The 24658-nt window shown below is 45.1% G+C and carries 21 protein-coding genes, 1 tRNA gene and 1 riboswitch; of the genes, 14 read left to right on the top strand and 8 right to left on the bottom strand.

Translation table 11 applies throughout. From position 1 onward, the window contains the following. Positions 1 to 16: 16 nt before the first annotated feature. Together ABDV94_RS08335 and ABDV94_RS08330 are read right to left on the bottom strand one after the other, a co-directional pair. Positions 17 to 499 (bottom strand): hypothetical protein, encoded by a 483-nt coding sequence (locus ABDV94_RS08335; protein ID WP_343606422.1) that lies wholly within the window; start codon positions 497 to 499, stop codon positions 17 to 19. Positions 500 to 665: 166 nt separating this feature from the next. Beyond that, positions 666 to 1313 carry a hypothetical protein gene (locus ABDV94_RS08330; RefSeq protein ID WP_343606420.1) on the bottom strand — a complete coding sequence of 216 codons (648 nt, stop codon included), beginning with the start codon at positions 1311 to 1313 and terminating at the stop codon, positions 666 to 668. 199 nt (positions 1314 to 1512) lie between these two features. Here ABDV94_RS08330 and ABDV94_RS08325 point away from each other — a divergent pair, with 199 nt between their 5' ends. Continuing rightward, positions 1513 to 1875, top strand: a complete 363-nt coding sequence (locus tag ABDV94_RS08325) for a hypothetical protein (protein ID WP_343606418.1) — start codon at positions 1513 to 1515, stop codon at positions 1873 to 1875. A gap of 222 nt (positions 1876 to 2097) precedes the next feature. Here ABDV94_RS08325 and ABDV94_RS08320 read toward each other — a convergent pair whose 3' ends face one another. Continuing rightward, the gene (locus tag ABDV94_RS08320; protein ID WP_343606416.1) at positions 2098 to 2808 is read right to left on the bottom strand and encodes a hypothetical protein; all 711 of its coding nucleotides are present in this window, start codon (positions 2806 to 2808) and stop codon (positions 2098 to 2100) included. A gap of 297 nt (positions 2809 to 3105) precedes the next feature. Beyond that, positions 3106 to 3178 (bottom strand) — tRNA-Phe (locus tag ABDV94_RS08315). A 92-nt stretch (positions 3179 to 3270) separates the two neighbouring features. Between ABDV94_RS08315 and ABDV94_RS08310 the strand changes: the two genes are divergently transcribed. The 5 genes from ABDV94_RS08310 (at position 3271) to ABDV94_RS08290 (ending at position 8878) form a co-directional block, all read left to right on the top strand. Beyond that, positions 3271 to 4020: a type III pantothenate kinase gene (locus ABDV94_RS08310; protein WP_343606414.1), complete on the top strand. Its 750-nt coding sequence runs from the start codon at positions 3271 to 3273 to the stop codon at positions 4018 to 4020. Positions 4021 to 4027: 7 nt separating this feature from the next. Beyond that, complete coding sequence (locus tag ABDV94_RS08305; protein ID WP_343606412.1) at positions 4028 to 5350, top strand: hypothetical protein; 1323 nt, start codon at positions 4028 to 4030, stop codon at positions 5348 to 5350. Then, positions 5350 to 5898, top strand: coding sequence for an LPS export ABC transporter periplasmic protein LptC (gene lptC / locus ABDV94_RS08300; RefSeq protein WP_343606410.1), 549 nt, complete (start codon positions 5350 to 5352; stop codon positions 5896 to 5898). Before ABDV94_RS08305 ends, lptC begins: the two co-directional genes overlap by 1 nt. 189 nt (positions 5899 to 6087) lie before the next feature. Then, a complete protein-coding gene (locus tag ABDV94_RS08295) occupies positions 6088 to 6306 on the top strand; it encodes a hypothetical protein (protein WP_343606409.1) in 219 nt (72 codons plus the stop codon). A 97-nt stretch (positions 6307 to 6403) separates the two neighbouring features. Beyond that, complete coding sequence (locus ABDV94_RS08290; RefSeq protein WP_343606408.1) at positions 6404 to 8878, top strand: DUF5686 family protein; 2475 nt, start codon at positions 6404 to 6406, stop codon at positions 8876 to 8878. Here ABDV94_RS08290 and ABDV94_RS08285 read toward each other — a convergent pair. Beyond that, a complete protein-coding gene (locus ABDV94_RS08285; RefSeq protein ID WP_343606407.1) occupies positions 8875 to 9237 on the bottom strand; it encodes a helix-turn-helix domain-containing protein in 363 nt (120 codons plus the stop codon). The two genes, ABDV94_RS08290 and ABDV94_RS08285, sit on opposite strands and share 4 nt — an antisense overlap. Positions 9238 to 9334: 97 nt before the next feature. Between ABDV94_RS08285 and ABDV94_RS08280 the strand changes: the two genes are divergently transcribed. From ABDV94_RS08280 to rnhA, 6 genes are all read left to right on the top strand, one after another. After that, on the top strand, positions 9335 to 10255 hold the full coding sequence (locus ABDV94_RS08280; RefSeq protein ID WP_343606406.1) for an alpha/beta hydrolase: 921 nt from the start codon (positions 9335 to 9337) through the stop codon (positions 10253 to 10255). Then, positions 10252 to 11397 (top strand): MFS transporter, encoded by a 1146-nt coding sequence (locus ABDV94_RS08275; protein WP_343606404.1) that lies wholly within the window; start codon positions 10252 to 10254, stop codon positions 11395 to 11397. The genes ABDV94_RS08280 and ABDV94_RS08275 overlap by 4 nt, the downstream gene beginning before the upstream one ends. 317 nt (positions 11398 to 11714) lie before the next feature. Beyond that, positions 11715 to 11829: riboswitch (SAM riboswitch) on the top strand. 59 nt (positions 11830 to 11888) lie between these two features. Then, on the top strand, positions 11889 to 12896 hold the full coding sequence (locus ABDV94_RS08270) for a homocysteine S-methyltransferase family protein (RefSeq protein ID WP_343606402.1): 1008 nt from the start codon (positions 11889 to 11891) through the stop codon (positions 12894 to 12896). Further along, the gene (gene metH / locus ABDV94_RS08265; RefSeq protein WP_343606401.1) at positions 12893 to 15559 is read left to right on the top strand and encodes a methionine synthase; all 2667 of its coding nucleotides are present in this window, start codon (positions 12893 to 12895) and stop codon (positions 15557 to 15559) included. Before ABDV94_RS08270 ends, metH begins: the two co-directional genes overlap by 4 nt. 109 nt (positions 15560 to 15668) lie before the next feature. Further along, positions 15669 to 19385 (top strand): PKD domain-containing protein, encoded by a 3717-nt coding sequence (locus ABDV94_RS08260; protein ID WP_343606399.1) that lies wholly within the window; start codon positions 15669 to 15671, stop codon positions 19383 to 19385. A 528-nt stretch (positions 19386 to 19913) separates the two neighbouring features. Next, a complete protein-coding gene (rnhA, locus tag ABDV94_RS08255) occupies positions 19914 to 20387 on the top strand; it encodes a ribonuclease HI (RefSeq protein WP_343606397.1) in 474 nt (157 codons plus the stop codon). On the opposite strand, the gene ABDV94_RS08250 is transcribed toward rnhA, so the two are convergent. From ABDV94_RS08250 to ABDV94_RS08240, 3 genes are all read right to left on the bottom strand, one after another. Continuing rightward, positions 20384 to 21055: a hypothetical protein gene (locus tag ABDV94_RS08250; RefSeq protein ID WP_343606395.1), complete on the bottom strand. Its 672-nt coding sequence runs from the start codon at positions 21053 to 21055 to the stop codon at positions 20384 to 20386. The two genes, rnhA and ABDV94_RS08250, sit on opposite strands and share 4 nt — an antisense overlap. 47 nt (positions 21056 to 21102) lie before the next feature. Further along, complete coding sequence (locus ABDV94_RS08245; RefSeq protein WP_343606393.1) at positions 21103 to 21747, bottom strand: hypothetical protein; 645 nt, start codon at positions 21745 to 21747, stop codon at positions 21103 to 21105. 99 nt (positions 21748 to 21846) lie between these two features. Beyond that, entirely contained in the window at positions 21847 to 22167 is a 321-nt protein-coding gene (locus ABDV94_RS08240; protein WP_343606391.1) for a hypothetical protein, read from the bottom strand. 190 nt (positions 22168 to 22357) lie between these two features. Here ABDV94_RS08240 and ABDV94_RS08235 point away from each other — a divergent pair, with 190 nt between their 5' ends. Continuing rightward, positions 22358 to 23653: an aminopeptidase P N-terminal domain-containing protein gene (locus tag ABDV94_RS08235; protein WP_343606389.1), complete on the top strand. Its 1296-nt coding sequence runs from the start codon at positions 22358 to 22360 to the stop codon at positions 23651 to 23653. 171 nt (positions 23654 to 23824) lie between these two features. Beyond that, a complete protein-coding gene (locus ABDV94_RS08230; RefSeq protein ID WP_343606387.1) occupies positions 23825 to 24574 on the top strand; it encodes an alpha/beta hydrolase in 750 nt (249 codons plus the stop codon). Positions 24575 to 24658: the final 84 nt, after the last annotated feature.

Here is a 24658-nt window from a genome sequence, read left to right as displayed (position 1 = left end):
TGTTGTTCTCGTTTGGTTAAATTCCGAATGCAACATCCATCCCTCCTACTTCAGATGCTTTCCACTGATTGAAAGACACGCCGAGCCCATGTTCTATGTCCCATTCACACTCTAAACCGAACCCGAACCTACCAGGTTCATAGTTTTCTTCTTCGGCAATGAATAGTTCTGACGGCGTTATCAGTTTCAGCAATTTCTCCCGATCGATTTCTTTGGGAAGATATTGTTCAATCGTTACATCATCACTTCCATTGAGCTCCCAGCCCATTCTGTAATCCGGGTAAACTTCTTTGTAATACTCCAAAATGGCACGAATGGATTCTTCGATCCAGCGGTCTTCGTATTCAATCATCTCAGTGACCAACGCCTCTTGATTGGGCTGGACTTTATCGGCAGTTCCAATGAACCTGATTGGGATTTCGACATTGAAAAATGTGCTGAAATAGCTTGTTACCAGTTCATCATCGTCCGATTTCAGGTTGTTTTTCCAGTCTTTCATGCTCTAAAATATCGATTTTATGATCCTGTAGAACCGAAACCAACAACTTATTTTGTTGAAAGGGGATGAAGTCAAATTGAACACATTTCCAAAATTCATGCAGAACTTCTTTTCATACATCCGTTCAGAGAGGGAAATGGAAGAACAGCCCGGATATTAGCAAAGCTTATGATCGATTTTCCAGTCGTATCTGTTTATTACCCGAAGGGGTTTCGATATAAAAAACCGAAGGAACGTCCAATTGAATACCTGGAACATCCATGTCAAACCGGAGCTGAATTGAAACAATAGCCTTACATGGATCGTGTTCACTCAAATCTACCAGGTTAAAATGATATTCAGGCGGAGAGCTTTTAGAAATATTGCCATCCCATTCCAAAGAAAACAAATGAGGAAAACAACCTCCTCCATATTCTAAATCTAGAATCAGATGTTTTGTGGTTTGATCAAAAGCAGCACCTTTTAATCTGATCATATTTTTCTGCACAGTTGTAAATTGACTCACCTTTTTCCCCTTAAGCTGTATGATTTCAAAATCCGGTTCTTGAGGATTCAATGCCGGTTGTGTCAGCCTCAGTCCGTTCGCCTGATTATTTCCAGTCCAGTTTGCTTTCACTGAAAATGGAACCAGAACATCAGCTCCGATTGCCGACGTAGGGAGCAATTCCAACATATATCCCCAAATTCCGTCAGCCGGAGGTTTCACATAAATGAGTTCACTCAAAACAACCTTTAGATTCGTTCTCGAAAGTTGCCCGGATACAATCACTTCCCCATTTGAAGCAATATCAATTTGTTCGATATAAGCACGCATAACCTTATTTATTAAAAATTTATGTAAACCTACAGTGCTATCAAGCCAAAATCAACGGTACTTTTCCCGATTCGGGAGGGGATTTTTCTCATCCTCGTTCCAATCCTACACTCTGGAAATAATATTCATCAAATAATTCCAGATTATTCGTTACTTTAAAATCTTTAAGCATTGTATTCTGAAAATCGAAACGATGCAAATGAACCTCCTGACAATCTTTTTCCTGGCTGTTTGCTGCAATCCATTCATTGCACAAACCAACATTCATCCAACCAACTTATTCCTCGATTCTGCTTCAACCGGAGGGGTTTGTAAAAAGTCTTGCAAAGAATTGCACATCTACGGTCCCAATAAAGAAGTCACTGATTTCACCATTGTGCAAACGGATTTGTTTATACATTCCACCTCCAAATTCTATTCAGTCTATTCTTCAAAAATATCTGATGAGATGACAAAAGCCCTGGAAAAATTACCTTCCGGAACTCAAGTCACCTTTAAAGCGATAGCCGTAAACTCTAAAAAGAAGACAATTGCTGTTGTAGGGGTGTTTTTTGTGGAGTAAATAAAATCGATAGCTGCGGGAGATCATTTTTACTTCTCTCCGAAGAGGGAGACTTCAATCGTGCTTCGAACCGGGATTTTTCCTCATTCTCGTTCTCATTTTCGCTCTGAAAAAGAAAGAGCCAGAAAGAATGAGAATGAAGAACAAAAAGAAAGAGCGAACGGAAATGGAACCGGGAATAATGTTTAAATCATTTATCCCATCATTTTGCAAAACCACTGATTAGCGGTAATATTGATCTTCCCATTTTTTTTGAAAAGCTATTTTCTCGTTCAACCAATCCATTGTATTATTTAATTCTTCGGTTGAAATGTATTCACTAAACTCAGTTATTTTACTGAATAAATCCTCATATTCTTCAACCTCACACCATTTTCCGGGATCTTCGTCATTTGCTGCCAAATCTTCAAGAAATAATTTCAATTCAATTACCTGATCCATATAATAATCAGCAATTATTTGTGGTGAATCGCTGTAATTGGAGAGGATGTATTTATCAAACGCGTAATCCCATTTATCGAAACCATATGTTACTTCCAGATTTAATTTTCCGTTTGAAATCTCAAAACGACTGATTCGATCATCATAAATTACGAAAAAGAGAGCGTCATTCAGGAAAGGTGCGGCGTTTTCAACCCCCTCAACGAATGCATCGTTAAATCCCCATTTACCGTCTGATTGAATGGAAAGATACATTCCGGTTTCTTTAAAATCGATTATTCTTTCCGGTGAATAAATAGCAAGTCTTTCAACCTTTCCTTCATCTGCTATATATAAAAACGTATCGGAAAAAATTCCTTTTTCTTTAGCAACCGTATTTGTTAAGTCAAAGCTTTTCAAAAAAGAATCTTCGCAGTTCTTCTTAACTTTTAAAATTGCGGAGGCAGATAATACGATAGGTTTAAGTTGATATACTTCATTTAAAGTTCCCATTGATTGTGATAATTATAGCATCAATACTATCAAAAAAAACTGAATGAAATTGGAACTTGTGGAAGATTTTGGCTTTGCCATCCTCCTCGATCCTCTCTGACGGAGTCTGACACTCATCAGAGTCGTTAAGACCTCCAAAGGAGGAAGCTGGATCTCAGCTTCGAACCGTGATCCCACACTCAGTTCTCACACTCACACTGAAAAGAAAAAAGCCCAGAAAGTGTGAGTTAGAGAGTGAGTATTGAGGGACAAAAAGAAAAAAGCATCCAACTACCGCTGAATGCTTTTTTCTTTTTGTGGTGATGGACGGAATCGAACCGCCGACACAAGGATTTTCAGTCCTTTGCTCTACCGACTGAGCTACATCACCTCCTCAATTGTGGGTGCAAAGATAGTAATAGAATTCATTCCTCCTAATGAAAAAGTGATTTTTTTTATAAAATCAATTCTATCTTTGTCCCAATGGAACAGGAATTCAAAGCAGTTGTCGTCGATGCCGGAAATACGCGCATCAAAGTCGGCCTGTTTCAAAATCATGATTTACAAGAGGTTCGCAGGTTCTCCAATGACGAACTCGACAAGCTGAAATCCTACCTGATCAAATACAAAAACTGGCCCGGAATTATTAGCTCCGTACGCTCGGATAAAAACACCAAATGGATCAAAGGACTGCTTCCGAACGCCATGTTGTTCAGTCACGAACTTCCTGTTCCGCTCACGAATCACTATGAATCTCCAAAAACGCTTGGAATCGACCGCTTGGCAAATGCCATTGCCGCAGCCAATATTTCCGAAAAAAATGCGTTAATCATCGATGTTGGAACCTGCATCAAATATGATTTCGTCCGTTACCCGCAGATTTATGAGGGAGGTAGCATTTCTCCCGGAATGGAATTGCGCTACCGGGCTATGCATGATTTTACAGGCAAATTACCGCTTGTCGAAGACCATTTGCAAGGGCCTTTCATCGGGAAAAACACCCTGGAAGCTATGAGAAGCGGAGTGATGAACGGAATGCATTTGGAAATGGTCGGTTTCATTGAAGAATACCGGCGGCTTTACCCCGAATTAACAATTTTTCTCACGGGGGGCGACAGCCAATATTTTGAATTAGGTAATAAATATGGCATATTTGCCGACGAGAATTTGACCCTCAAAGGATTATTAATAGCACTCTTACATGCTCAAACAACTTTTTCTTCTGGTATCTAGTACAGTTATGTGCTATACAGCGTGGAGCCAAACCACTTCTTCATCTGCTTACAGTGCCGCAGGCCTCGGTGAAGAGGGCGCTTTACCCGAAGCTCAATACGGAGGTCTTGGAAATATTTCAAGCATCGTTTTTGACTCCACATTGATCAATACCTATAATCCTGCGAGTTATTCGTTTCTCTCTTTCGGTCAACCGTTGTTTTCCGTAGGAGTTGCATCCAAATTCTCAACTTATTCGGACGACCAGGGTAGTTACAAAGGAAAAACAACCGGCATTTCAAATTTCACGCTGGCGATTCCCTTCGGAAAAAGATTAGGAATCGGTTTGGGATTGAAACCGTTTACACGTAAAGGATATAACCTGAGCCAACGGGCTTATGCTTACGATGATTCTGTGACGTATTCCTACCTGGGTTCCGGATCGACCAACCTCTTGTTTGTAGGTGTTGCTTATTCCATTATCAAATCGGAAAGAACAAACCTGGGAATCGGGGCAAATTTCGGTTACCTCTTCGGCTCTGTGACCAACCAGCGACGCAGTGTTTTTGACGCCAACAGTCCGGCGGGAGGAGTTGATTTCTCCACGTTCCGTCTTCGCGCGCTTTACTATTCCTTCGGAGCAAACTTCCAGCATTTCCTGGATTTTGATAAACGCAAACAACTATTCGTTTCTGCGGTTTACACGCCGCAGCTTTCCCTGAATTCATACCTGGATTACTCGCTGTACTACGCAACGGATGTGACAACACTCACTTCTACTTCATTGACAGACACGATCAGTTATGTGGACAACAACAAGGGCAAGATTATTTTTCCGAGTAAACAAACGTTCGGAGCTGGTTATGCATTCAGTCCGAATATTTCCCGCAACCCGGACAAACTCAATTACCAGCTGGGAATTTTCGGAGAAGTAACCCTTACACAATGGAAAGCGTATGAAGAGCAATTCAGCGAGCACAGCAGCTCCAGCTTTTCAAACACCTTTACATCTAAAATCGCCTTGCAGTTTATTCCGAACATCAGTATCGATAAAAAAACCAAAGGAATGGCGTATTTCTCCAAAATCAAGTACCGCATCGGGGGACAATACGGACTTCTGCCGAATACCATCAATGGCAGACAGCTGAAAACTACTGCTGTGACTGCAGGTTTCGGATTCCCGTTCCTGGCTCAGAAAACAAATTCTTCTTTGAACCTCAGTGTTCAGTACGGATCAAACGGAACCGGAAATTCAACAGATTTGAAAGAACGTTTCTTCTCGGTTAGCTTCGGAATCATCATTGCACCGTCTTCTTACGAACGTTGGTTCAGAAAGTACAAACTCGACTAATGCGCGCAAACCGGACTCTTGCATACCTGTGTCTGGCATGCTTGCCCGTATTTGGGTCCTGTGTGAATGACCTGGACGAGATCAAGCAGATCACGTTCAAATCCACGGATCCGGAACAGAAAACGGAAGAATTATTTGTCCTTCAGACCGAAGCCGGTTTTCCCCAGTTTAAACTGTATGCTCCTTTGGCGGAAGCATATTCCAAACCGGAGAACATCACTAAATTCCGAGAAGGAATCAAAGTGGACTTTTTCGGGGCCGAAGGAGAACTCCAATCCATTCTGACCGGACAATACGGTGAAATCAACGAAACGAAAGGAACCATGCGGGTTCTGGACTCCGTGCAGTTGTATAATCCGGCACGCCAGCAAACCATGTACACCGAAGCGCTTTACTGGGATCAAAAAGATAGTCTTATCTTTACAGACAAAATGGTCATGATCAAAAGTCCGAAGGAACTGATCTACGGAAAAGGCATCCGCGCCAAGCAGGATTTTTCGTATTATGAATTCCTCGAACCGCAAGGCCGTATTTCGATCAATAAATAAGATCGCTGTATTGAATACTAAAAACTCAAAGTTTGTTCAAACAGTTGAAAAGGTTCAAAGTATTTAAAACACTCATTTTGAACTTTTGAACTTTTGAACTTTTGAACTAATACATACTGAGCTTGTCGAAGTATGAACTAAATTTCAACTTACAGAAAGATAGTAGAACAAGAATAAATAAACGAGAAAATGAAAACATACAATCGCATCATGGAATTGTTTTGGTTATCCATGGGAATCCTCATCATTATCATGGTTACCGTGATGTGCCTGAAAGAAAGTTTCAGCAGCTGGGCCGTTTATTACATCTTCGCTCTCATGGCTCTCGGAACGTATCTCATGAGACGTTTTATGCGCAAACGCATGGAAAAACACCAGGCTTTCCTCAACAGTCAAAAACAGAAATAACCGCTTAACCGGAAGATCTGCGCTTTCACATGATTTTCAATCGATTGGACCTGACATTTTCGTATTTTCGCTTTTAACCAATATGCTACCGGTTAAAATGAAGTTTTCGAAGGGTTTCTGCCTGCTGTTTTTGATCTTTCTGCCAATCCTCTCCTACGCTCAATGGAATCTGAGCGGGACTGTATTGGATGAAAAGAAACTGCCCATTCCCTTTGCCAATGTGTATATCAAAAACAACCCGGAACTCCGTACGCAGACGGACGAAAACGGAAAATTCTCACTCCAGCTCTTCGACGGGGAATACTTTGTTATTGTTACCGCTACCGGTTACATCGAGCGGGAAGTGTATGTGATTATTGCGAACAAAGGAGCCACCCGCGACATCCAGCTTTTCCCGATCAAAATCAACGAACTCGAAGAAGCGGAAATTGCTGTTAAACGCACCAATCCCGGACGGGAAATCATGCTGGAAGTGGTCAAAAAACGGGATCAGATCAGCCCATGGTCGTATCCGCACAGCACAGATGTGTACATCAAAGCAACCGAAACAATCTCCCGGAAGGAAAAAGAATCAGAAGCGAAGAATGACAAGCAGCAGCTGGCCGATCCCTTTGAAGAAGAACAGCGCAAAATGGCAAAGCTGGCCGGGAATATGAACATTGCTGAAATCCAGCTCACCCGGAATTATGCGCCGCCCAACAAAGTGAAAGAAGTGCGCAACGCCTACGAATTGAGAGGAAACGACAAAACGCTCTACTACACCACGACGGTCAAATCGAACTTCAATTTCTTCCAGAATCTTCTGTATTTGGAGGACCTTCACAGCACCCCTGTCATGAGCCCGATCTCCACGCCGGGAATCTTGTCTTACCGGTACCGGTTGGAAGCGCAATACGAGGAAAACGGAAGAAAGATCCACAAGATCAAAATCCTTCCCCGGATGAGTTCTACTTCCACGCTCACCGGCTACATCTATGTTATTGATTCGCTCTGGCTGATCCAGAAACTCGACCTGACGATGGAAAAAGGAAACCTGTTTCTATACGATTATTTTTCCATCCACCAGGAATTTGACCTTCCGGGCGATTCGATGTGCGTACTCCGCGAACAGGTACTGGATTACGGTGTCAAATACAAAAACCAGACTTCAACTTGTAAAACACTTGCCCAGTTTTCGAATTACAATTTCAACCCCGGCTTCACTCCGAAATTCTTCAACAACGAGCTGGCTGTGACAACGGAAGAAGCCTATGAACGTGATTCCTCTTTCTGGAAAGAACAACGCGCCGTTTCGCTCACCCCGGAAGAACAGCGTTTCATCCTTGTCCGCGACAGCATCCATGATGTCCTGAACCGCAAGGAATATTTGGATTCGGTCGATCATGTTTTCAATAAAGTCACCTTCCTGAAAGTGATTTGGTTTGGAGTGGAACACCGGAACCGTCCGAAAAAAGTGCAGTGGAGCATCAACTCGATTGCAGCAACCGCGCGTCCGCTCTACCCCGCCGGGCCGCGTGTAGCTCCCGGGTTCAATTACTTCAAGAAATGGGAAGATCAGCGTACGCTGGACGTGTATACCGAAGTGTCGTACGGTTTCCTCAACCACGATGTCAAGGGAAGTACGAACTGGAACTACCTCTACAATCCCTTCAAACAAGCACATTTCAGGACCGAATTTTCACACCAATTCGATGCCATTGTGAGTTATGATGCCATTACGCAGATCTACAAACGAAGTAATTTCATCGAAGCCACCAAACTGAAACTCGGGCAAACGCAGGAATACCTCAACGGATTGTACGTCGACATTACGGTTGAGTTTTGCGAACGCCGGTCGATTAACGGCTACAAGAAGATGGGATTCCTGGACAACGTGATCCCCAATGACGATTTCAAACCGTTCGTCGGTTATCAGGCCCTGCTCGGAGATATTACGATCACTTATACTCCAGGCCAGAAATACATGCGCGAACCTCATAGAAAAGTGGTTCTGGGCTCCAAATGGCCTTCTGTTTATGCCTATTATCAACGCGGGATTCCGAAACTCTTCGGAAGTGATGTAGACCACGAATACGGCTTGGTGGGAATTTATCAGAATTTTCAGCTCGGAACACTGGGAACTTCTTCTTACCACATTCGTTCGGGGAAGTTTCTGAGCGCAAAAAGTCTGAAAGATGCCGATTTCAAGTACCAGCGACGCAGTGATCCGCTCTGGTTCTCCAACCCGCTCTACTCGTTCCAGGATCAGGACTCATCGCTTCCATCGCGGGATTACTACATCGAAGCCCATTTCATTCACCACGACAACGGGTCGATCATGAACAAAATTCCGTTTATGAAGAAAACCGGAATCGGACTGGTATTTGGTTGCGGAGCGCTGTATGTAGCGCAATACAACTGGAAACATTACGAGGTACTGGGAGGAATCGAACGGAATTTCAAGTTTTCGAAAAGACGGCTCCGCATCGGGATTTATGGTGTATTCTCCGATGGAAATCACATCACGCCGCGCTGGACCGGGAAAATCTCCTTTGCCGTGCTGGACGACCGCAACATGAAGTTTAACTTCTAATCAGCCTGAGAAAGGCTTTTATGCTTCTTTCCCCAATGTTCCAGCATCCGCCAAATCGGAATGAGTTCTTTGGAGATTTCCGTCAATTCATATTCCACCCGCGGGGGAACTTCAGCATAAACCGTACGCTTTACCAGGCCTTCCTTTTCCAATTCCCGCAATTGAAGCGTGAGCATGCGTTCGGTGATTCCGTCAATTTGATTTCGCAATTCGCTGAAGCGTAATTTCCCCGTTTCCAGCTTCCCCATAATCAGGATTTTCCAACGACCTCCAATCTTGCAAACAGCATACGCCAATTCACATTCCATAATTTGCTTTTCATTGAAACTATTCGTCGAGTTCTCCTTTCTTTTTCCCATTACTTACAAATTTGTTAGTACCTGACATTTGGTTGTATACACTACAAATTTAGCTCTTTGAAAATACTTTTGCGGACAATCTTAAAAGAGAATCGACATGAAATTATCAGAACAGGTACAAAAAACACTGACGTATATCCAACAGATTGAAGTACCGTCAAACCTCAGCCAACTAGAAACAGGCAGAGCTTTTTACGAACAATTTATCCCTCTGGCAGGAACCAAAGAAGCTGTTCATCTCATTGAAGAGCAAACCATCACAACAGGCAAGCACGCGATTCGTCTTCGGATCTACCGTCCAAATGACCGGGACAAGCAACCTGCCATCGTTTATTTCCACGGAGGCTGGTTCAATGCCGGAAGTCTTGAAACCCACGACACTCCCCTGCGTCAACTTGCCAATGCATCACAGACAACTGTCATCGCTGTATCCTACCGGCTTGCACCGGAACACCCGTTTCCCGCAGGGTTGAATGATGGTGAGTTTGCTACGCAATGGATACTTGACAACGCAGCGCGATTCCGCATAAACCCAAGCCAACTAATGATTGCAGGCGATAGTGCGGGCGGCGCTTTGGCGGCAACCATTGCGCGGAAATTCAAAGAAAAAGTGGTCGCTCAAATCCTTATTTATCCTGTTACAGATAATTCGTTAAAAACAGCCTCCTGGCTCGAATTTCAGAATGGACCCATACTCAATCTACAAGGCGGAATCCAGGCCTGGGATTGGTATTTACCACAAACAGAAGACCAAACAAATCCCGATGCCGTTCCACTGCTGGCAGACGATTTGGAAGCGTTGCCACCAACTTTTATCGCCGTTGCCGAATACGATCCATTGAAAGACGAAGCGGTTCAATATGCAGAAAAACTCCGTGCAAAAGGTGTCCATGTAAACCTGAAACGCTACGAAGGAATGATTCACGGCTTCTTTCAAATGGGAGGAATGATCGATGACGCGGCAGGGCTGATACAGGATTTGGGGCAATTCATAAAAGAAAATCAAACTCAACAATGAAAAAACATGCTTACATCGGGTGTCTTGGTTTTATAGGCGTAATCACCACTGAGTTTGGAATCATCGGCATCTTACCGCAAATTGCAGAACATTACCGTATTTCGATTGACAAAGCAGGGATTCTACTGAGTGCTTTTGCACTGGTGATTGCCTTGACAGGACCATTTATGACTTTGCTGGTCTCCGGATTCGACCGGAAAAAAATCATGGCTGTTTCCTTGCTCATCTTCCTGATCACGGGGATTGTTTCGTCATGCTCGCCTCCTTTCTGGCTCTTGATTCTCGTCCGGATTCTACCCGCTTTTTTACAACCCGTCTACATTGCGGCAGCTTTATCCGCAGCGGTCGCCAAAGGAAACAAATCCAATGAAAACGAACTGATGAGCATTGTTTTCAGCGGAATAGCCATTGCAATGGTAACGACCGTTCCCTTTGCTACGTATCTTGCCAGTAGAGTGACGTGGGAACTGTCATTTGTAATCCAGGCTTTTGTCAGCTTGACGGCTCTTGCGTTTATCTGGTTTGGTCTTCCGGATATGCCTGTAAAAACGAGGAAATCCTACGGCAGTCAAATTCAGATCCTGAAAAAACCGGTTTTCATTATCAGCACAGCAATGAACTTCTTCATGATTACAGCCTGGTTTTCTACCTACAGCTATTTTGCCGAATACTTAAACAAAGCCAAAGACATGGACAACACCCTGGTGAGTTATATGCTTTTTGTCTTCGGCATCATGGGCGTTTTAGCCAATTTTTTAGCAGGAAAAATGATGAACAAAAGCGTCACGGGAACCACCTTGTTTTTCCTGACCGGCACGGTAATCACTCCCGTTCTCTTGTATTTCTCAGGAGGAAATACCTGGACAACCACCGCTGTGATCGGATTGTGGGGATTTCTGTATTCTCCCTGCTTTTTGAGCGCGTCAACCTACATGATTTCAGCCGCTCCGGAAGCACTGGAATTTGCAAATAGCCTGGCAACATCATTCGGGAATCTGGGAGTAACCCTGGGAACGACTCTCGGTGGGTTCGTGATTGCAAAATACGACGTGACATATACACCCTGGCTCACATTATTATTCGGAATCCTGGCGATCGGAATGATTGGAATCAGGTACAAACTGGAGAATTCCAAAAAATAGCAGATCACAGGAAAATTGTCAAAAAACAGGCAGTGTTCATTTGAAAATGAAAAAAGTTCAAAGAGCTCAAAAATATGCTCTTGAACTATTCAACAAAGCATACTGAGCACTTGTCGTGAACTTGTTACACGAAGTCGAACGATGAACTGGCGTAAATACATCGTTCAAATCATCGGAATTCTCATACAAAACAGGATCATAAAGGGTCGGTGTCATCTGCGGAATCAATGGGAGACCTGGAAGTCTTCAACTAAATTTCAGGTCATTTCTTTTCAAAATCAACTATCCTGTATATCTTTGCACCAGATCTTTGATATAACTTATGAAGAAAGGTGGAGGGACAGGCCCTGTGAAACCTTGGCAACCTCCGTTCCGGCGGGAAGGTGCCAAATCCGATTCTGATTTGCTGCGGCGAACAGGAAGAGATAAGTTACTGGTAGTTTTGAACTACTTCCCCTACTTCATAGTTTAGCAAAGCACATATACAAGCTATGAAAGACATCAGGCAATTACTCAACGAACGAATTCTCATCCTGGACGGAGCGATGGGAACCATGATCCAGCGTTACAACCTGGAAGAAGACGATTTCCGTAAAGGATGGTTTGAAGATCATCCCCACAAACTGAAAGGCGATAACGATATCCTTGTCCTGACCCGACCGGATGTGATCAAAGAAATCCATGCCCAGTACCTCGAAGCAGGATCCGATATCATCGAAACCAATACCTTCGGTGCAACATCGGTGGCACAAGCAGATTACCACCTGGAAAAAGCCGTTTACGATATCAATTACCACGGAGCGAAAATTGCCCGTGAGGTCTGTGATGAATTCACCGCAAAAAATCCGGATAAACCGCGATTCGTAGCTGGTTCGATGGGGCCGACTACCAAATTGGCATCCATGTCACCGGATGTCAACGACCCGGGATTCCGTGCCATTACATTTGAAGAACTCGTGGTTGCATTCAAAGAACAGGCAACCGGTTTGATCGACGGCGGAGCAGATTTCCTGCTGGTAGAAACCATTACCGACACGCTGAACGCCAAAGCAGCGATGTTTGCAATCGACGAACTGAGCGAAGAACGCGGCATTCAGATTCCGATCATGATTTCCGGAACCATTACCGACCAAAGTGGAAGAACCCTGACGGGACAAACCACCGAAGCATTCCTGGTTTCCGTTTCACACATGCCCTTGTTAAGCATCGGGCTGAACTGCGCATTGGGAGCAGATGCGATGCGTCCGTACCTGCAGGTATTGGCAAACCAGGCTCCGTTTGCCGTGAGCGCACACCCGAACGCGGGACTCCCGAACGAATTCGGACAGTACGACGAAACGGCTGAAATGATGGGAACACAGATCGAAGAATTCCTCCAGCAGGGATTGATCAACATCATCGGCGGGTGCTGCGGTACCACTCCGGAACACATCAAAAAAATGGCAGAAATTGCCTCCAAATACTCACCCCGAAAATTGAGCGAAACGACCAACGCATGAAATTCTTACGTTTATCAGGCTTAGAAGCCATCACGGTTACACCGGAAAGTAATTTTATCAATATCGGTGAACGTACCAACGTGACCGGATCGCGCGCATTCCTTCGGATGATCAAGGAAAATGATTACGAAGCGGCACTTTCCGTTGCCCGCGAACAGGTAGAAGGCGGAGCGCAGGTCATCGACATCAACATGGATGAAGGGATGATCGACGGAAAAGAAGCGATGGTAAAATTCCTCAACCTGATTGCTTCCGAACCGGATATTTCCAGCGTTCCGATCATGGTTGACAGCTCCAAATGGGAAATCATTGAAGCCGGATTGCAGTGCATCCAGGGAAAAGGAATCGTAAACTCCATTTCACTCAAAGAGGGGGAAGAAAATTTCATCCGCCAGGCAAAACTCATTAAACGTTACGGAGCGGCTTCAGTTGTGATGGCATTTGACGAAAAAGGCCAGGCAGACAGCTACGAACGCCGAATCGAAATCTGCGAACGCTCCTACCGCATTTTGGTAGACGTGGTCAAATTCGCACCCGAAGACATCATTTTCGACCCGAATATCTTCCCGGTTGCAACCGGAATGGAAGAACACAATAACAATGCATTGGATTTCTTCCGTGCAACCAAATGGATCCGTGAAAACCTTCCCGGAGCACACGTCTCAGGAGGGGTTTCGAACGTTTCATTCTCCTTCCGGGGAAACAACCCGGTGCGCGAAGCCATGCACTCGGCTTTCCTCTATCACGGAATTCAGCACGGTATGGATATGGGGATTGTCAACCCGTCCATGCTTGAAGTCTATGACGACATCGACAAAAAACTCCTCGAATACGTAGAAGATGTCTTGCTGAATCGCAGACCGGATGCTACTGAAAGGCTCCTCGAATTTGCCGAAAGCTTCAAAGGCGATGACAAGAAGAAAGAAGTTTCCCTTGAATGGCGGAATGCACCGGTAAACGAACGACTGGCTCATGCTCTGGTAAAAGGAATCGTAGATTACATCGACGAAGATGTGGAAGAATGCCGCCACCAGTTCGAACGCCCGATCCAGGTCATTGAAGGCCCGCTGATGGATGGAATGAACATCGTGGGAGACTTGTTCGGAAGTGGTAAAATGTTCCTCCCGCAAGTTGTGAAATCTGCCCGTGTGATGAAAAAAGCCGTGGCTTACCTGCTGCCTTTCATTGATGCCGAAAAAGACGGTGTCTCCAGTTCAGCCGGAAAAGTGATCATGGCAACCGTCAAAGGAGACGTGCACGACATCGGGAAAAACATTGTTTCCGTTGTATTGAGCTGTAACAACTACGAAATTGTAGACCTTGGAGTGATGGTTCCTGCGGAAAAAATCATCCAGGCAGCTATTGAAGAGAACGCACACGTCATTGGTTTGAGCGGTTTGATCACACCTTCTCTCGATGAAATGGTGTACGTGGCGAAAGAAATGGAACGCGCCAATTTGTCGATTCCACTGCTCATTGGCGGGGCAACAACATCCAAAGTGCATACTGCCGTAAAAATCGAACAGAACTACCGGAAAGGACAAACCGTTCACGTGCTGGATGCTTCCCGTTCGGTAACGGTTGTGGAGCAGTTACTGGGACAAAAGAAAGAGCAGTTCGTAAAAGACATCCAGGCAGATTATGCCCGGGTACGCGAACACCACGAAAAACACCGCGGGGCAAAACAGCTTCTTTCCTACTCCGATGCGCTGAAAAACAAACTCGTGCTTGAGTTCAACGACGAAACCATCAGGAAACCCAACCAGTTGGGAGTTCAGATCATCGAACAACAAGACCTTTCGGTATTGGTTCCCTACATCGACTGGACACCGTTTTTCCAAACCTGGGAACTGCACGGAAAATTTCCGCGCATCCTGAAAGACGAAGTGGTCGGAAAAGAAGCCACCAAATTATACGACGACGCGCAAAATATGCTGCAGCAGCTGGTGGATGAAAAATGGCTGACCGCCAAAGCGGTTTACGGTATTTTTCCTGCCAACAGTATCAACGATGATATTGAGATTTATTCGGACGAACAGCGTACTTCCGTACTGGGAATCCAGCATTCGCTCAGACAACAAACCAAGAAAGCGGCCGGGCAGCCAAACCTTTCCCTGGCAGATTTCATTGCTCCGAAGGATAGCGGAGTGATAGATTACATCGGGGCATTTGTGGTAACGGCCGGTCACGGAATCGACGAACACGTGAAGCGTTTTGAAGCAGATCACGACGACTACAATTCCATCATGATCAAAGCATTGGCAGATCGTTTTGCAGAGGCTTTTGCCGAATTCCTGCACGAAAAAGTGCGAAAGGAAACCTGGGGTTACGCCAACGATGAAACACTTGATAATGACGCATTGATCGCAGAACAATACAAGGGAATTCGCCCGGCACCGGGCTACCCTGCCTGCCCGGATCACACGGAGAAACCAAACTTGTTCAACCTGTTGAATGCAGAGGCTTTGAGCGGCGTTTCACTCACGGAAACACTAGCCATGTGGCCGGCAGCGTCCGTATCGGGATGGTACTTTGCGCACCCGGACTCCAAATATTTTGGTCTGGGAAAAGTGACCATTGATCAGGTAGAAAACTTAGCTGATAGAAAAAAGTATGATTTAGAGCAAATGAAGCGATGGCTTTCAAGCAACTTAATGGAATAATTTCGCATCTTTGATTGTAGAGATTAATTAATAGATTAGTTTGATGGGATTAATATACCATCGCTAGTTTTGTAGTCTCAAAAACAATACGAACCTTGAAACTTAGCTTATGCGTTTACTACTTCTGTCCCTGTTGGTGTCCACTTTTGGATTTACCCAAACGCCGCCGAACGCACAATTCACTGCATCACCATTAGTTGTTTGCCTGGAAGAAGGTATTCATTTCACCAACCAGTCTACCGCAGGTTCATCACCCATTACATCCTATGCCTGGGATTTCGGTGACGGAAATGCCGCGACAACCCAAAATGCGACACACGTCTACAGTGCTCCGGGAACGTATACCGTTACGCTGACGGTTCAGGCTTCTAACGGACAGGCGGATTTTGAGTTAAAATCTGCGTATGTGACCGTTCGTCCGAAACCTACACCGAATTTCACCGTGTCGGCAAACGGCTGTAGTCTTCCGGTGAGTGTGAGTTTCAACAACACCAGTACAGGAGCCACTTCCTATTCCTGGAATTTCGGGAACGGCCAAACTTCCACGCAGCAAACGCCAAACCCGGTCAACTATACCTCTGCCGGAACATACAACGTGACGCTCATTGCCACAAACAGCTTCGGATGTAAAGACACCCTCTTGAAACCAATTGTCGTTTCGAACTTCCAGGCAGGAATCACGGCACCGGCAACAGCCTGCCAGAATACTCCGGTAACCATTTCCGATAACTCAACCGTAGGGGCCAATTCCTGGAACTGGTCTTTCGGAGGCGGGTCTCCTGCAAGTTCATCGGCTCAGAATAACAGCATTGTTTTTTCCACTCCGGGAACATACACCATCAGTCTCAGCTCTCAGAACACCAGTTTGGGCTGTTCCGGATCTACCACCAAACAGATCACTATTCTACCGACTCCGATTCCTGCTTTTACAGCGAATCCGGCTACAGGTTGTGCTCCGCAATCCGTGACTTTCACCAACACCAGTCCTAGTGGAACGAATTTCCAGTGGACTTTCGGTGACGGAACAACGTTTAACGGGCAAAACCCGCCGGCACACACGTATCAAAGCAACGGAACGTATACCGTTACACTGACAATGACGGGTGCAAACGGCTGTCCGGGAACAACCAGTCTGACCGCCGTAACACTGAGTCCACCGGTTGCGGGATTCACCAGCACCGATACGAGTGGTTGCGAACCGCTCACCATTACGTTTATCGATACGTCATCAGCAAGTATTCCGATTACGAGCTGGTTGTGGAATTTCGGCGATGGAACGACTTACAACGGGCAGAACCCGCCGCCTCACACCTACAACCTCGGAGTTTATAACGTTTCACTTACGATTACAACACAAACAGGTTGTCAGGGAACGGTGAACATTCCTGCCTATATTGAGGTCGGGAAAGTAGATTTAGTTAACTTCTCGATTAACCAGAGCCCGGAATGTGCCAAACGTTCCATCCAGTTCACCAACCAATCGGTGATTTTGGCGCCGCACACCTCTGATGAAGTGACTTATTTCTGGAATTTCGGCGATGGTGGAACATCTACCGAAGAAAATCCGAATTATTCGTATTCGCAAGACACCGGCTATTTCGATGTCACATTAATCGTCGATTTCCGCGGTTGTAAAGACACCCTGACCATTCCGGACGCGGTGTATATCAAAGCTCCGATCAGCTTGTTCAACCCGGCGCAAACGCTTTACTGTAATCCTGCAAGCTTCCCGGTGAACGTAGTGGTGAACGATCACTCCAAAATCGGGAAACTCTCCGACGACTGCCTGATGATCTGGCGCTGGGGAGACGGAAGCACAACAACATTCGATGATCCAGATTTCGACGATGCCGACCTGGGAACGACTTCGCACAATTACACTGCTTACGGAACGTATACGATCAAACAGGTGATTTACAATTATACCACCGGGTGTTCGGACAGTACCACACAGACCATTTACATTTCGACCACCAATGCCGTCATTTCCGGTATTTCGAATGACAGTGTGTGTGTGAATTCACCGATTACACTCCAGGACAATTCCACGTCTTCGCACCCGTTCGGAACGTATTTGTGGAACATGGGGAACGGACAGTCTGTTACCGGCCCGAATCCAACCTATGCTTATCCCGGCTTCGGAACGTTTACCATTACTCTGACAGCGACAAACAGCGTAGGATGTTCCGATAACGCTACATTCAGCCCGATGACGGCTTTAGCACTCCCTTTGGCACAGCTCGTCCCGGATGACAATGCCGGTTGTGCGCCATTCCTGGTGACCTTCGACAACAACTCGATACCGCAAAACAACGGCGTGCCGCTTTCTTCGTTCCTATTTACGTTTAACGACAATAACACCACGCAGACAACGACGAACGTGAACACCAACGTGACGCATACTTACAACACCGAAGGAACATTCTCCGTAACGCTCGTTGCAACCGATCAGTTCGGCTGTATTTCTGCTCCTGCAAGCACGTCTGTTACTATTACCAAGCCGACCGCTGTCTTTAGTATTGATTCGGTTGTTTGTAACCTGGAAAATGTAAGCACAGTCAATACTTCCAGCGGACTGGCTCCTTTGACCTACCAATGGTTCGTAGACGGATCATCGGTGAGCACCGGAACAGATTATGCGCATGCGTACAGTGAAAGTTTGAATAATTCCACTTCGAGCTTTACGCACGGTTATGTATTGATCGTGACGGATGCAAACGGTTGTAAAGACACGCTGTCCAAATTATTGACGATTTCGACCCCGGTTGCCATCCCGGATTACACTTTTAGCGGAGCTGCAACCAATGCCAACGGGGATTACTTATGTCCGCCGGTATTCGCATCGCTGACCGACCAATCGCTTTCCTACGGAACCATTGCAAATTACAGTTGGATTTTCGGCGACGGAAAAACATCTGTGCTGCAAAATCCGAATAACACGTATGTTTTCCCGGGAACTTACAGCCTGACCTTGTCGATTACCGATGAGTTCGGATGTACTTCCGATACTACGTACGTTGATTACCTCACGATTTTCGGGCCGGTTGCCAACCCAACCTGGACACAGGATCCGAACGCCTGCGGACAAAATGTGACCTTTGACATCGGAAATACAAGTTTCCTGGAGACCATTGTGTGGAATACCGGAGACGGAATGTTCGTGAATGACTCGCTGAACTTCAACCACACCTACCACGATGTGACGACTTACAACCCGACATTGACTGTTACCGACAGCAATAACTGTGAAGTGATTTACCCGATGAACCCGATTACGATTCCGGATGTGGGATTGAATGCCTATTTCGTCGTGAACCCCACTTCCATTGACCTCGGAACGATTGTTGAATTTGATGATCAGTCTTCCGGAGTAGCGGGAATCGTTCAATGGGTTTGGGACAATAATCCTTATCCGCAGGTGGTGAACAGCACGGGTGCTTCGATTTACAATCACTATTACACTGCGGGCTCATACGTTATCACGCTGACAATCCAGGACGCAAACGGGTGTTTCGATACCTATTCGACCGTGATCCAGGTAACCGGAGATTTCCAGATGCCGAACATCATTACTCCGAACGGCGACGGGAACAACGAGGTATTCTCTTTCCAATACGATATTTTTAAGTCTTTTGACATCCTGATTGCAAACAGATGGGGGAATGTGATTCACGAAGCGAAAAATGTCACAGGAACCGTTTTCTGGGACGGAAAAACGCAAAGTGGGGATCCGTGCAGCGAAGGAGTTTACTTCTACAAGCTGAATGGGATTCTGAAAGACAATAATCCGATTGAAAAAACCGGGTTCCTGGAAGTGATCAAGTAATTCATACAACTGATATCCGAAAGGAATTTCTTCAAATTTACGACGAAACTAAAACTATAAAGGCAGGTAGCACAACTACCTGCTTTTGTTTTTCTGTGCGTTGCATCCAGGCATACGAGACGTTACAAGAATCTGAAAATAGCATGAAGTTGGGGTAAAAACAAAAAGCGGTCATTGCTGACCGCTTTTCGTTAACCTAACCTAACCACTATTCACTGAATCAGAAACTGAAGATATCAGCTCCTTTTCGACTACAAAATTGGTCAAATATTTACGTAAAACAAAGCCCTCTTCCCAATATTTTGAACATTTATTGTAAGTTAACCTAAAATTACCAATTTAAAAACGAACTGTTTATCGGCAAAAAACCAGCATTTAGGAGAGCATAGATGCAGTTTATCAGTTTGAATCATTGGAATCCTAAATTAGTAACCCTGGTTAATTTTTAACAACTATTTACGATTAACCGTTTTTTTTTCGCCTTTCAGAATAAAAAATCAAAACAACATATTTTTATAACTTTGCGGGGTGCAGGAATACATCAACATATACACAGACGGCTCTGCGCGCGGGAATCCGGGGCCTGGAGGCTATGGAATCATCCTCCGGTACAAGCAGTCGGTAAAAGAACTTTCACAAGGTTTCAGGCTCACCACCAACAACCGGATGGAACTACTGGCCGTGGTCGTAGCGCTGGAAAACCTGAAAACCAATCAGATTCCTGTCCGGATTTTTTCGGATTCAAAATATGTGATTGACGCCATTCAGAAGCGCTGGGTGTATGGCTGGCAGGCAAAAGGATTCAACAAGAAAAAAAATAAGGATCTCTGGCAGCGCTACTTGTCACTTGCCCGCTCATTCAACATTGAGTTTGTGTGGGTAAAAGGCCACAACGGGCATCCGGAAAACGAACGCTGCGACGTGCTGGCAGTTGAAGCTGCTTTAGGAAAAAACCTCCTGATCGACCATTACTTCGAAGAGGTACAGCAGCACGAGGATTAGTTCGACAAAAAACAGGATTTTACGAAGGTATACACCAAAGGGTGCGGAAGCTCACGCGTGGAACTCACCTGCGGGCAGAATCCGCATGCCAGGAAGAATCTCCGGTTCTTCAAACTCACAATCTCCGGTTCTTCAAACTGGTTGTAAGCTTCGATATCGAGATCGGTAGCCGTTAAACTTCCGATCAATTGCGGGTACAAACTGTAGCGCGTAGAAGTCAATTCTTCCGGATTCCGGGTTTCATACAAATGAATGAGTGCCGCTGAATGCGGAATTACATAAACACGTTCGAACTGGTTTCCTTCCACCAGGTTGTCTGAAATCAGTTTTTCCCCGTTTGCACTGAGGTTATTGCGGTGGATCAGCACATCGATGAGTGCTTTATAGCCTTCTCCGGTAATGAAAACGGGAGCTTCCTGCTGCAAAAGCAGATCCACTACCCCATTGAGGTAAAACAAATTGAGATACGGGCCGGGAGCAAACCAGAAACCGTCAAAATTGGATAATTGTTGCGGTTTCATGTTGATGACCTCGTTGATCTTGATCCAGTAGTATGACAATTCCACCTCCAGGAAACGGCCGGCATGATCCAGGGCCATGTTCGTGGCATGGTGCGTATTGAAGGTAAAATTGAAATCCCCTATAATACCAATCTTCAGTTGCTGCATAATATAAAACTAAAAAGCCACCCGCATACCGGATGGCTTTTCTAAAATTATCGTTTGAACCAACCTTTCAGAATAGCGTTTTGGATCGGCAATGAAAGCGTTATAAAATCATTCGGATCGGGCGTCGTCGTATCTGGAATTTGTCGATACACCATACAGTTAAACGTACATGTAAATTTCGAGTAATCTCCTGTCCCGTCAGATTCCTGAACAATATTTGTAAAGACCACATCCTGAGCCGTCTGAGTCGGATCAGAAGTCCAGACAGCACCTGAACCGTCTCTGTACACCACTTCAAATCCGCCATCTGCAGAAGCAGCGTAGGCCGGTGTGGTGTTGGATGTAAAGAAGTTGTTGAATACGGACAGGCTCGGATCTCCTCCTGAAGCACTTGCATCAAATGTAGCAGACCCCAGACCAACTCTGATGGAAACCAGATTTTGGGACGATTTCATATCCGCAAAATAATTTGCTTTTGAAGGCGTAGGTGAAGGAAGGATGACTTTCACTTTAGTGGCATCCAGGTAATACCCGTCTACATTCTGAGTCAACTCTACCTGAGTTCCATTGATCGTACCAATGAAATGAGACTCCAGTTGCACCTTTGGTGTCGGTGCAGGAATGATTTCATGTTTCGGGCAACCAGCCAAAAATAGCGAGCCAAATACAAAAAGTGTAATAACTTTTTTCATAGATAATGTTTTTCAAACCAATGCGTTCTGGTCAGAACACAATTCGAAAATACAACTTTTTTTTATATGCTCAAGATATTTGTAAAATTCTGCTCTTTCTTAGGCTCTTAACAACTTGTTTTGTTGCGGAAAACAGTAATAAGGCAGAAAAACAGGCTTTTCTTCATCTTTTGCCAGATCCATCGAATAGATAATTTCGTCATCCGACAAAACGATCGTATCCAATCCTCCGTCCATATCCAGATCAATACCACGCACGCTCAACTCACACAGTAACTGATTGAAAGCACTCATACTTACAAAGATCTGGCTGTCATAAGAACTTCCGTTTTCATATACACAACAATCCAGTTGAACTTCTGTGGATGAACTTTCAAATTGGATGCGGTTTACCAGGATGCTGTCGAATATTGTTTTCATATTGTTTGACTTTGATGATACAAATTTTCACCCCGTAGTTCGTAAAGTACTTACGATCTTCTTTTTTTAAGTAAAAAGTTGTCTTCAACTTCCGCTCAGTCACCTTTTCAATTATGAATTATCGATTAACAATTGACAATTCTCTCTTCCTTTTTAGTAATTTCACCATCCTAAACTATTTTGAATAAACATGAAATATCTTCCAATAAACAAATCGCTTTTTACGGAGAACAGAAAGAAGTTCACCGCGAAGATGCATGGTGGTACACTTGCTGTTTTCAATTCCAATGATATTTACCCGGTAAGTGCCGACGGAACGATGCCTTTTGCTCAACACCGGGATATTTTTTACCTCTCCGGAGTGGATCAGGAAGAAAGCATCCTGGTACTTTTCCCGGATTCAAAGAATGAAGCACACCGGGAAGTCTTGTTTCTTCGCGAAACCAATGAGCACATTGCCGTTTGGGAAGGAGCAAAACTCAACAAGGAGCAGGCATTCGAAACATCCGGGATCAAAACGGTTTACTGGTTGCAGCAATTCCAGACCATTTTCAAGCAGATGATGGCGGAAGCAGAAGGAATTTACCTGAATACGAACGAACACCTGCGTGCAGACACCACCGTGCAAACGCGTGAAGACCGTTTTATTATCCAGGTGAAACAGGATTATCCGGCACACCAGGTACACAAAAGCGCACCGATCATGCACCAGATCCGTTCCGTGAAAGAGCAGATCGAACTGGATTTGATGCAGCAGGCTTGTGATATCACAGAGAAAGGATTCCGCCGGATTCTTGGTTTTGTGAAACCGGGCGTTTGGGAATACGAAATCGAAGCGGAATTTGCACACGAGTTTTTGCGCAACCGTTCCAAAGGCTGGGCCTACACTCCGATTGTAGCTTCCGGGAAAAATGCCTGCGTGCTTCACTACATTGAGAACAACATGCAATGTCAGGACGGTGAAGTAATCCTGTTGGATGTAGGTGCGGAATACGCAAACTATTCTTCCGACATGTCGCGAAGCATCCCGGTAAACGGGCGTTTTTCACCAAGACAACGCGAAGTATATGATGCGGTTCTCCGTGTAAAAAACCAGGCACAGCAACTATTGGTTCCCGGAACGATGATGGCGGAATACCACAAGGAAGTGGGTAAAATGATGGAAGCAGAATTGATCGGGTTGAAACTACTGGATCAGACAGACATCAAAAACCAGGATCCGAGCTGGCCTGCCTATAAAAAATACTTCATGCACGGAACATCCCACTTCCTGGGTCTTGACACACACGATGTGGGACTGTGGAATGTGCCGATCGAAGCAAATATGGTCTTTACCTGCGAGCCGGGAATCTACATTCCGGAAGAAGGTCTTGGAATCCGTATCGAGGACAACCTGGTGATCCAGCCAAGCGGAGAACCTTTCAACCTGATGCGCAACATCCCGATCGAAGCAGATGAAATCGAAACATTGATGAACCAGAAATAAGAAATCTGCTCTGTAAAAACAGAGATAATGGTTTTTGGAGTCACATGCGTCTTGAAAAGTTCAAAGGATGGAAAGAGTTGAAAAGGTTCAATGATCGTTTGAACTTTTCAACCTCGAAACCTTTTCAACTACCTGGATGACTGGTACTTTGAGGACGAAACAGACTAGTTTATGAATGAACAACTCTTGAATTACAGGATTTCCGGAAATGGAAGTCCTGTCATTTTTTTACATGGATTTATGGAAGACCTGAGCATGTGGGAAGATCTCATTCCACACCTGCCGGTCAGAGCTTGTTGCATCGACCTTCCGGGACACGGAAAAAGTGCATTTGAGCCGCAGCAAACTCCTTCCATCCGGTACATGGCTGAAGAAGTCCGTAAAATTATCGAACGCGAACAGCTCCACCACCCGATTGTGGTCGGACACTCAATGGGAGGTTACGTAGCCCTGGAATTATTCCGACTGGTTCCGGATCTCGAGCACATTGTACTGTTCCACTCGCATCCGTGGGCCGATCCGGAAAGTAAGAAAAACGACCGCCAACGTGTCGCCGAACTGGTTCGTACCAAGGCTTCCGTTTTCATCCGCGAGGCCATCCCGAACCTGTTTTATGATCCTTCGGAAATGGGAGCTGTCATTTCTCATTACGTACAGATTGCAGAACACATGAATCCCGAAGCAATCGGCTGGGCTGCCCTGGCAATGAAAGACCGGGAAGACCTTTCCCGCTTGATGGAACAGCATCCGGAAAAGTTTTCTGTGATCAGCGGCGAGAAAGATAAACTCATCCAGGTAAAGGCTTTGGCAGACTTCTGCAAACAGCACCACATCTCGTCTGTAGTGCTTCCGAACGTAGGTCACATGGCACATGAAGAGAATCGCGACGAAGCCGTTCATTTGCTGAATACCGTTTTTTGACTTTCGTAAAAAGCGCTGAAAAAATTCAAAAATTCAAACGGTTCAATGGGGTCTTATCATTCAAAATCCCATATTTTCAGACAA

It is taken from the genome of Fluviicola sp. (genome assembly GCF_039596355.1).
Taxonomy (GTDB): domain Bacteria; phylum Bacteroidota; class Bacteroidia; order Flavobacteriales_D; family Crocinitomicaceae; genus Fluviicola.
The sequence above is the reverse complement of the archived record's forward strand: the minus strand, read 5'-3'. Positions and strand labels throughout refer to the sequence as shown.

Excerpts from the sequence above, each read along its gene's own strand:
- ABDV94_RS08335 (WP_343606422.1), bottom strand. The coding sequence starts at position 499 with ATGAAAGACTGGAAAAACAACCTGAAATCGGACGATGATGAACTGGTA.
- ABDV94_RS08330 (WP_343606420.1), bottom strand. The coding sequence starts at position 1,313 with ATGCGTGCTTATATCGAACAAATTGATATTGCTTCAAATGGGGAAGTG.
- ABDV94_RS08325 (WP_343606418.1), top strand. The coding sequence starts at position 1,513 with ATGAACCTCCTGACAATCTTTTTCCTGGCTGTTTGCTGCAATCCATTC.
- ABDV94_RS08320 (WP_343606416.1), bottom strand. The coding sequence starts at position 2,808 with ATGGGAACTTTAAATGAAGTATATCAACTTAAACCTATCGTATTATCT.
- ABDV94_RS08310 (WP_343606414.1), top strand. The coding sequence starts at position 3,271 with ATGGAACAGGAATTCAAAGCAGTTGTCGTCGATGCCGGAAATACGCGC.
- ABDV94_RS08305 (WP_343606412.1), top strand. The coding sequence starts at position 4,028 with ATGTGCTATACAGCGTGGAGCCAAACCACTTCTTCATCTGCTTACAGT.
- lptC (WP_343606410.1), top strand. The coding sequence starts at position 5,350 with ATGCGCGCAAACCGGACTCTTGCATACCTGTGTCTGGCATGCTTGCCC.
- ABDV94_RS08295 (WP_343606409.1), top strand. The coding sequence starts at position 6,088 with ATGAAAACATACAATCGCATCATGGAATTGTTTTGGTTATCCATGGGA.
- ABDV94_RS08290 (WP_343606408.1), top strand. The coding sequence starts at position 6,404 with ATGAAGTTTTCGAAGGGTTTCTGCCTGCTGTTTTTGATCTTTCTGCCA.
- ABDV94_RS08285 (WP_343606407.1), bottom strand. The coding sequence starts at position 9,237 with ATGGGAAAAAGAAAGGAGAACTCGACGAATAGTTTCAATGAAAAGCAA.
- ABDV94_RS08280 (WP_343606406.1), top strand. The coding sequence starts at position 9,335 with ATGAAATTATCAGAACAGGTACAAAAAACACTGACGTATATCCAACAG.
- ABDV94_RS08275 (WP_343606404.1), top strand. The coding sequence starts at position 10,252 with ATGAAAAAACATGCTTACATCGGGTGTCTTGGTTTTATAGGCGTAATC.
- ABDV94_RS08270 (WP_343606402.1), top strand. The coding sequence starts at position 11,889 with ATGAAAGACATCAGGCAATTACTCAACGAACGAATTCTCATCCTGGAC.
- metH (WP_343606401.1), top strand. The coding sequence starts at position 12,893 with ATGAAATTCTTACGTTTATCAGGCTTAGAAGCCATCACGGTTACACCG.
- ABDV94_RS08260 (WP_343606399.1), top strand. The coding sequence starts at position 15,669 with ATGCGTTTACTACTTCTGTCCCTGTTGGTGTCCACTTTTGGATTTACC.
- ABDV94_RS08250 (WP_343606395.1), bottom strand. The coding sequence starts at position 21,055 with ATGCAGCAACTGAAGATTGGTATTATAGGGGATTTCAATTTTACCTTC.
- ABDV94_RS08245 (WP_343606393.1), bottom strand. The coding sequence starts at position 21,747 with ATGAAAAAAGTTATTACACTTTTTGTATTTGGCTCGCTATTTTTGGCT.
- ABDV94_RS08240 (WP_343606391.1), bottom strand. The coding sequence starts at position 22,167 with ATGAAAACAATATTCGACAGCATCCTGGTAAACCGCATCCAATTTGAA.
- ABDV94_RS08235 (WP_343606389.1), top strand. The coding sequence starts at position 22,358 with ATGAAATATCTTCCAATAAACAAATCGCTTTTTACGGAGAACAGAAAG.
- ABDV94_RS08230 (WP_343606387.1), top strand. The coding sequence starts at position 23,825 with ATGAATGAACAACTCTTGAATTACAGGATTTCCGGAAATGGAAGTCCT.